Genomic DNA, 8,250 nt, shown 5'->3' with positions numbered 1-8,250 from the left:
AACCGGGAGAAGTAGCCAGCAGGTTATTAAGTTATCCAGCCGTGAAAGAGGCTGTTGTTGTGGCTCAAACGGATGAACGAAATCAATTGAGCCTGTGTGCTTATTTTACGGTCTCCGAACCTTGTTCCATTTCCGGCCTCCGTCAATACCTGGGGAAAGAGTTGCCGGATTACATGATTCCCGCATACTTTATGCAACTGGAAGAACTGCCTTTGACGGCAAACGGGAAAATTGACAAAAAACTTTTGCCAAAACCCGACCAAATGCAAACAGGAGTAAAATATGCTGCTCCTTCCAACAAAACCGAAAAAATCCTCGCACAATTGTGGCAAGAGGTCTTGCAGGTTAATCGTGTCGGAGTGCAGGATCATTTCTTTGAACTTGGCGGAGATTCAATCAAGGCGATGCAAATTGCTTCCCGGTTAAAACGTCACCAGTTAACACTGCGGTTGAAAGATCTGTTCCAATATCCCACAATTGAGGAACTGGCCCAACATATTCAGAAAGCAACAGATGAAGTTGGGGAAAAAACGGTTGCAGGCGAAGTTGCTTTAACCCCGATTCAACATTGGATGTATGAACAGACGGATTATCCGGATCAATGGAACATGGCCATTGTCCTGCATCGCGAACAGGGTTGGGATGCAAACATTTTAAAACTGGTCTTCCAGGAACTGGTTGCCCATCATGATGCCTTGAGGATGTCCTTCAAACAGGAAGAAGGACAGATTAAAGCGGTAAATCGTGACCTGACGGGCGAGTATTTTAGAATCTACGAATTTGACGTAAAAGAAACAGAAAATGTTGCGGCGATTATAGAAAAAGAATCTACCCGTTTGCACCGTTCCATTCGGATCAACGACGGACCTTTAATTCGGTTGGGAATTTTCCATACCGGCAAAGGAGACTATTTGCTGATCATCATTCACCATTTGGTGATGGATGCCGTGTCCTGGCGGGTATTGTCTGAAGACTTGCATTCGGCTTACCAGCGAAAGTTAAACGGGAAACCTGTCATGCTTCCGCCAAAAACAACTTCCTTCCAGACATGGAGTAAAAAGTTGCATGAGTATGCAAACAGCCCATCTCTGCTAAGTGAGATTCCATACTGGCAACAGACAGACCACGAGCAGGCTCCCGCCCTTCCTGTCGATAAATGGGGAAATGTTGATTATTCCAGCAAACATGTGAAAATCGCAGAGGGGCGTCTCGACCGGGATCATACCCGTGATTTGTTGTCACTGGCACATCGCGCCTACCAGACCGAGATCAATGATCTGTTACTGTCCGCATTGGTCATGACGCTGAACAGCTGGACATACGGTACGGTTGCAGTTCAACTGGAAGGCCATGGCCGGGAAGAAATCATCGATGGCGTAGACCTGAACCGGACCATTGGCTGGTTTACTTCGATGTATCCAGTCGTCTTTAACATCGACAGCCAAAATCCGGCCGATGTGATTCCCTATGTGAAAGAGAAGCTGCGTCAGGTTCCCAACAAAGGGGTTGGTTACGGAATACTGAAATACCTGACCGATCCCCGATACAAGCAGAATTTGCACTTCAAGCTGAAACCGGAGATAAACTTTAACTATCAGGGGGAATTTGTACAGGATGTCGAAAAAGAAGGCGTACAAATCGCAAACATGTCCGCCGGCGAAGGGGTGCATCCGTTGACAAAATGGCCGTACAAATTGGATTTTGTGTCATTTGTGCAAAACGGCGAACTGATCGTCCCGATCCGTTACCACGAATCCCTTTATTACCGGGAAACGATTGAACAGCTGGTAAACCGTTATCTCCATCATTTAAGAAGAATTGTTGAGTTTTGCCGGGAAGAAGCCCTGGCAAAATAAACGGAAAGCCTGTCCCAAAAAAGGGGCAGGCTTTCTGTTTCAATTACCTTTTTACTCTTCAGATACCAGTCCGGTCCAGGAAAGTTTGTCAAAAAAAAGGAGACCGCAAAACGGTCTCTTAGATCCGGGGAACAAATTCATAAAACCACTTGCTGAGATCACAACCTGTAGATAATCAAGTTATCATCTCTTGTTTTATTATAGATGACTTTTTTGAACAGATGTTAAGGAAATAAATGGATTTTTATCCTTTACTCTGGAATTTTTTTCGATTGGATAGTTTTAGCTGCTTGTTCCGGTAAGATATAATAAGAGAAGCATCAGCTCATATATTTTTTTAAAAGTTGCCTAACAAAGGGGAGTTGAAATTGAAAAAGTTAATCAATCATCCTGAAGCAGTCGTCGATGAAATGTTGGATGGAATGGCAGCGGCACATCCTGATCTGTTAAAAAGGCTGCCAGGTTCTTCAGTGATTGTTCGCAAAAATGCTCCTGTTCAAGGCAAAGTCGGGTTGGTAAGCGGCGGAGGTTCCGGACATGAACCAGCCCATGGGGGGTATGTGGGAAGTGGGATGCTCGATGCTGCCGTTGCTGGCGAAGTATTTACTTCTCCCGCTCCGGACCAGATCTTGCAGGCGATTAAAGCGGCTGACGGGGGACGGGGAGTTCTGCTCATTATCAAAAACTATGCTGGTGATGTGATGAACTTTGATATGACTGCCGAATTGGCAGAAGTGGAAGGAATCCCTGTCAAAAGAGTGATCGTCAATGATGATGTTGCCCTGAAAAATAAACAGTCAGGGGAACGCAGAGGAATCGCGGGCACGGTGTTTGTCCATAAAATCGCCGGAGCCTGGGCCGAAGCAGGAGCAAGCCTGGAGGAGGTTCACCGGATTGCCGAAAAAACGGTTCGGCATGTTCGCACCATGGGTGTGGCGTTAACACCATGTACAGTACCGGCGGTGGGAAAACCCGGTTTTTCACTCGGCGAGAATGAAATGGAAGTGGGAATGGGGATTCATGGCGAGCCCGGAATCATGAGAAGAAGCTTGATGACATCCGATGAAGTTGCAGTCGATTTATTGAATCATATCTTGGAAGACTTGCCCGTAAAGGAAGGGGATCAAGTGTCTGTTTTGGTAAACAGTCTGGGAGCAACGCCCCAAATGGAGTTATACATTTTAAACAGGAAGATATCAAAATGTTTACAAGATAAAGGGATTCATGTATTTTCCACACATATTGGTGAGTTTATGACCTCATTGGAGATGGCCGGCTGTTCCCTTACCCTGCTTCGGTTGGATGACGAATTGAGAAAAGGACTGGAAGCACCGGCAAACACGGCAGCCTGGGTTCAGGCATAAGGAGGAAAAGCAATGGATTTCACCTGCGGGCAAATAAAAAGTTGGCTGTTAAATCTCAGTAAGCTGATCCAGGAGAAAAAGGAAGAATTGTCCCTGTATGACCAGGCGATCGGTGATGGGGATCACGGAATAAATCTGGCACGGGGGTTCAAGGAAGTTGAGCAGTTGCTTAAAGAGACGGAAGACGGGGATATTGGGGCTTTGTTTCAACGTGTCTCCCTTGCTCTACTCAGCAAGGTGGGAGGTGCATCGGGTCCGTTGTACGGCACTGCATTTTTAAAAATGGCGGCAGTATGCAAAGGAAAAAAGGCGTTGTCCTTGCAGGAATGGGGATTGGCGCTCACGGAAGCCCTGAACGGGTTGAAAATGAGAGGAAAAGCGGAACCGGGCGACAAGACCATGATTGATGTTTGGGAACCGGTTGTTGATTATATGGTTCGGGCCGGACAGGATCTTTCCTGGCAAAAAGTAAAGGATATAGCCGTACAATCGATGGAAAAAACAAAGGAGTTGCAGGCCAGAAAAGGACGTGCGTCGTTTTTGGGGGAACGATCAATCGGTCATGTGGATCCAGGCGCTGTCTCGTCCTGTTATCTCTTTCAAACATTAGCAGATCAATTGCAAAAAGGAGAATAGTTTATGAGTTGTGTTGGATTGGTTCTTGTGTCCCATAGTGAAAAACTGGTCGAAGGGCTGGCAGAATTCCTGAGCCAGGTGCAAAAGCAGGTTCCGATTGCTATAGCCGGCGGAACCGATGAAGGCGAACTGGGTACAAGTATGCAAAAAATCAAGGAAGCGATTGAATCCGTATATTCCGATCAGGGTGTAATCATTTTATTTGATTTTGGAAGTGCCTCCATGTCGATTGAAATGGCGATTGAAATGCTGGGGCCGGATAAACGGATCCGGGTGGCTGATGCTCCATTGGTAGAAGGGGCCTATGCCGCAGTTGTTCAGGCTTCCGTCCAAAGCAGTCTGGAAAAGGTGCTGGCCTCTGCGGAAAAAGTGAACAATTTGCAAAAACTCGGATAACAGAAGGTTAAACGGCGATTTCATTCGGGCTTCAAATAACAGCATAATATTTGTACATACTAATGGTTAGATTTTTAAGAAGGAGTGAGCCCGATGAAAGAGCAAATTTATGAATCTGCTCCGAATCATTCGGAAGATGAAGAACAGAAAAAGAAAAATGCAGCCGCCCAAATGATTCAGCAACTCGGACAAACCAATGTTCCGCAACTGGAAAGCAATATTTTTTGTTTAAGCATTATCGGGCAAATCGAAGGACATCTGGTGATGCCTCCACAAAACAAAACAACCAAGTATGAGCACGTGATTCCCCAAATCATTGCTGTTGAACAAAATCCCAAAATTGAGGGAATGGTGATTGTATTGAACACTGTCGGCGGCGATGTGGAAGCGGGACTGGCCATTGCTGAGATGATTGCTACCATGAACAAGCCGACCGTCTCGATTGTTTTGGGAGGAGGACACAGTATCGGGGTTCCGATTGCGGTGGCGGCAGATAAATCCTTTATTGCGGAAACAGCGACCATGACGGTACATCCGGTAAGATTGAGCGGTCTGGTGATCGGTGTGCCACAAACCTTCGAATATCTGGAAAAGATGCAGGACCGGGTAACCCGTTTCGTTGCCAGCCATTCGGGGATTTCCGAAGAGAAGTTTCGTGAACTCATGTTTCGTACCGGAGATTTGGCACGGGATATCGGGACCAATGTGATTGGAAAAGATGCGGTCAAATATGGGCTAATCGATGATGTTGGCGGCATTTCTGAGGCATTGGCCGAACTGAATAAAATGGTGAAAGCCAGAAAGCGGGAAAAGGAGATTCTGCAATGATTTATTATTCAATAATCCCGATCGAATTGGCGTATTACAATGTTGACGAGCTGGCATTGCAGGAGATCCAGGTTCAGGGCGTAAACATGCTCGTTCACAAAGAAAATGAACAGGAAGCCACCATTGTCCGGGTGTTGAGTGCCGATCCCGCCCATTATCTGGATCCCCGGTTTCAGCCCGGAAAGAAAATCAGGCATACACCGTTTATCCAAGAGCACTAAAACAACCGCTGAAAAAACAGCGGTTTTTTTGATTTCATTTCAGGCAAGTTCTCTTCTTTTTATGAGAGCCGGAAGGGAATTTGCCATTAAGCCGGAAAATAAAAAAGAACCCTGTTTATTTTTGGAAGGAGTCGCTCGTTCAATCCGGAAACAAAAAAATTCGGGTAAAACTAAACTGGTGAGAATTTCCATGTTATAATAAGCGTTGACGGATCGTTGAAAAGGTGGTTCCAATGACAAAAAAGAAAAAAAAGAAAAACCAGGCGATAGAGACAAAAAAGGAAATCATGTTTGAAATTTACGGGATTGTTATTTTATCCTTATCTTTGATTACCATTGCCAGTTATGGGGCCATTGGAAGGAATTTGACCTACCTGTCCCGTTTTATCATGGGAACCTGGGATTTTATTGTTCCATTGTTCGGAATCTGGCTGGCCTTGTATATTATGGCCAATCGCAAGTGGCCTTCCGACTGGTCCCCCAGATGGACAGGGATTGCGCTTGTCCTGATTGCAGTCCTGACCTTTAATCACTATCTGACCTTCAAAACTTTTGACGCCAATGTGGGTATTATTGATCATACATGGAATCTGTTGCTTTCGGAAAGAAACTCCCAGGTACCGATGGATATCGGGAGTGGAATGGTTGGTGCCTTTTCGTATGCCCTGCTTCAATTTCTGTTTGACGATGTTGGCACATTGATTGTGCTGGGAGCAGTGGTGTTATGCGGATTTTTATTAATTGCCGACCTTTCATACGTAAAAATATTTTCAGGAATAAAAAATTTGTTTAAAACACAAAAGAAAAAAGCGAGAGAATGGCTGATACGCTGGATCAAGCACCAATATCGCCAAAAAGAGTCAAAACAGAAGCGGAACCGCAGGAAAAAAGTGGCTGACAGCCAAAATGACAGCCAGGAAAGGGCTAACCCGGTTATCTATGATTTTGAAGATTTGGTGTACCAGGCAGACGAAGGAAACGGGCCTGCCCAGCAGCAGTTGAAATTGCGCCTGGACAGGCCCGGCGTTCCTGAGACGCGGATGAAGAAGAGTTCCAAGGACAAACCGCAGGAAGAGGAACCGATTGTTGTAAAATTCAATACCCATTCCAACATGGAAAACTATGTACTGCCGCCAACGGTGCTGTTAAAGACGGCCAGGAAGAGACAGGGAAAAGAGCAGGAGGATATGCAGGATAAAGCAAAAGCTGAAGTTTTGAAAGATAAATTAAAAAGCTTTGGAGTCGATGCCACTGTTGGCGAAATCCATCGCGGGCCGGCGATAACCCGCTATGAAATTCAACCGGAAAAAGGAGTCAAAGTGAGTCGGATTGTTAACCTGGCAGATGATATAGCACTGGCGCTTGCAGCCAAGGATATCCGGATTGAAGCGCCGATTCCGGGGAAATCGGCAGTAGGGATTGAAATTCCCAACACCGAGGTGGCCATCGTTGGTCTGCGGGATGTACTGGAAAGCAGTGCATATCTGAATTCGGAATCCAAACTGAGCATTGCGCTGGGCAGGGATATTTACGGCAAACCCATCATTGACAATCTGTCCAAAATGCCTCACCTGTTGGTCGCCGGTGCAACGGGGTCAGGGAAAAGCGTCTGCATCAATGCCATTATCATCAGCCTGCTGTATAAAGCCCGACCTGATGAAGTAAAGCTGATGATGATCGATCCGAAAATGGTTGAATTAAATATATATAACGGAATTCCCCATTTGCTGGTTCCGGTTGTCACCGATCCCCGCAAAGCGGCAATTGCCCTCAAAAAAGTCGTAGCGGAAATGGAAAAACGCTATGAGTTCTTTGCCAAACATGGTGCCCGTGACATTGAGCGTTTCAATTCGTTAATCAAAACGAAAAAGGTAAAAGATCTGGATCCACTGCCATATATTGTGGTCATTGTCGATGAGTTGGCCGATTTGATGATGGTCGCCCCGTCTGATGTGGAAGATGCCATTTGCCGTCTGGCGCAGATGGCCAGGGCGGCGGGAATCCATCTGATTATCGCCACCCAGCGTCCTTCAGTGGATGTCATTACAGGGGTGATTAAAGCGAATATCCCGACCCGAATCGCTTTCGCGGTTTCTTCACAAGCCGATTCCCGCACCATACTGGATATGGGGGGCGCAGAAAAGCTGCTCGGACGTGGAGATATGCTGTATTTGCCGACGGGAGCATCCAAGCCAACCCGGATTCAGGGAGCTTTCCTTACGGACGAAGAAGTGGAAGCTGTCGTCAAATTTGTGAAGGAGCAGCAGGAACCGGAATATCAGGAAGAAATGATTCCAAACGCTCCCGAACAGCAAAAGTCAGATGTGGATGATGAACTGTTTCCGAGAGCCATGGAACTGGTGGTGGAAGCACAGACGGCTTCCGTTTCCTTGTTGCAGCGGCGCCTGCGCATCGGTTATACGAGGGCTGCCCGTTTAATCGATATGCTTGAGGCCAAAGGGATCGTCGGACCTCATGAAGGGAGCAAGCCGCGTGAAGTATTGGTCACATCCATCGAGAATCGGAATGAAGCAAGGAAAGAAGCTGTCAAGTAGAGTTTGTGGAAAGGTTTTATGTGAATTTGAGACAATTTGCACAAAAACAAGCGAGACAGTTTTCCCCTTGACTAAATGCAAATATTGAATAGCCTGATTGATTTCATTGTAAAGTGAACACGAATGAAGTTCACAGTCGGCAATAAAAAGCGGCTGAAGTCTTCCAGCCGCTTTTTATTGAAGCTATCAGAATTCTTCCGATATTTTTATGTCTATTGATCTTATTGGGAATCAGGGTTTCAGTTAAATAAATTTTTAAAATATTTAGTCGGTTGTTACCCCTGCCGGTTCGGGAAAGATGATTCATCTTTTTTACCGGCAAGCAAGTTTTTTGTATTGCGGACCATAATAAAGAATAATGGTTAACGTTTCCAACAACACATGATTCGTCTAT

Annotated in this window: 7 protein-coding genes; all 7 read left to right on the top strand. The window is 45.9% G+C overall.

All coding sequences use genetic code 11. The features are described from left to right. The coding region (locus H2C83_RS16200; RefSeq protein WP_246333972.1) for a condensation domain-containing protein at nt 1–1,856 on the top strand (1,856 nt) is incomplete at its 5' end. Nucleotides 1,857–2,224: 368 nt separating this feature from the next. Then, a complete protein-coding gene (gene dhaK, locus H2C83_RS16195) occupies nt 2,225–3,220 on the top strand; it encodes a dihydroxyacetone kinase subunit DhaK (RefSeq protein ID WP_181742221.1) in 996 nt (331 codons plus the stop codon). 12 nt (nt 3,221–3,232) lie between these two features. Continuing rightward, a complete protein-coding gene (dhaL, locus tag H2C83_RS16190) occupies nt 3,233–3,856 on the top strand; it encodes a dihydroxyacetone kinase subunit DhaL (protein WP_181742220.1) in 624 nt (207 codons plus the stop codon). Nucleotides 3,857–3,859: 3 nt separating this feature from the next. After that, the gene (gene dhaM, locus H2C83_RS16185; RefSeq protein WP_181742219.1) at nt 3,860–4,252 is read left to right on the top strand and encodes a dihydroxyacetone kinase phosphoryl donor subunit DhaM; all 393 of its coding nucleotides are present in this window, start codon (nt 3,860–3,862) and stop codon (nt 4,250–4,252) included. 93 nt (nt 4,253–4,345) lie between these two features. After that, nucleotides 4,346–5,080 carry a ClpP family protease gene (locus H2C83_RS16180; RefSeq protein ID WP_181742218.1) on the top strand — a complete coding sequence of 245 codons (735 nt, stop codon included), beginning with the start codon at nt 4,346–4,348 and terminating at the stop codon, nt 5,078–5,080. Next, the gene (locus H2C83_RS16175; RefSeq protein ID WP_181742217.1) at nt 5,077–5,301 is read left to right on the top strand and encodes a YlzJ-like family protein; all 225 of its coding nucleotides are present in this window, start codon (nt 5,077–5,079) and stop codon (nt 5,299–5,301) included. The genes H2C83_RS16180 and H2C83_RS16175 overlap by 4 nt, the downstream gene beginning before the upstream one ends. Nucleotides 5,302–5,534: 233 nt before the next feature. After that, nucleotides 5,535–7,856 carry an FtsK/SpoIIIE family DNA translocase gene (locus H2C83_RS16170; RefSeq protein ID WP_181742216.1) on the top strand — a complete coding sequence of 774 codons (2,322 nt, stop codon included), beginning with the start codon at nt 5,535–5,537 and terminating at the stop codon, nt 7,854–7,856. Nucleotides 7,857–8,250 lie beyond the last annotated feature (394 nt).

Source organism: Thermoactinomyces mirandus (genome assembly GCF_013868055.1).
Taxonomy (GTDB): domain Bacteria; phylum Bacillota; class Bacilli; order Thermoactinomycetales; family Thermoactinomycetaceae; genus Thermoactinomyces; species Thermoactinomyces mirandus.
This window is presented reverse-complemented; position numbering and strand designations above follow the sequence as displayed.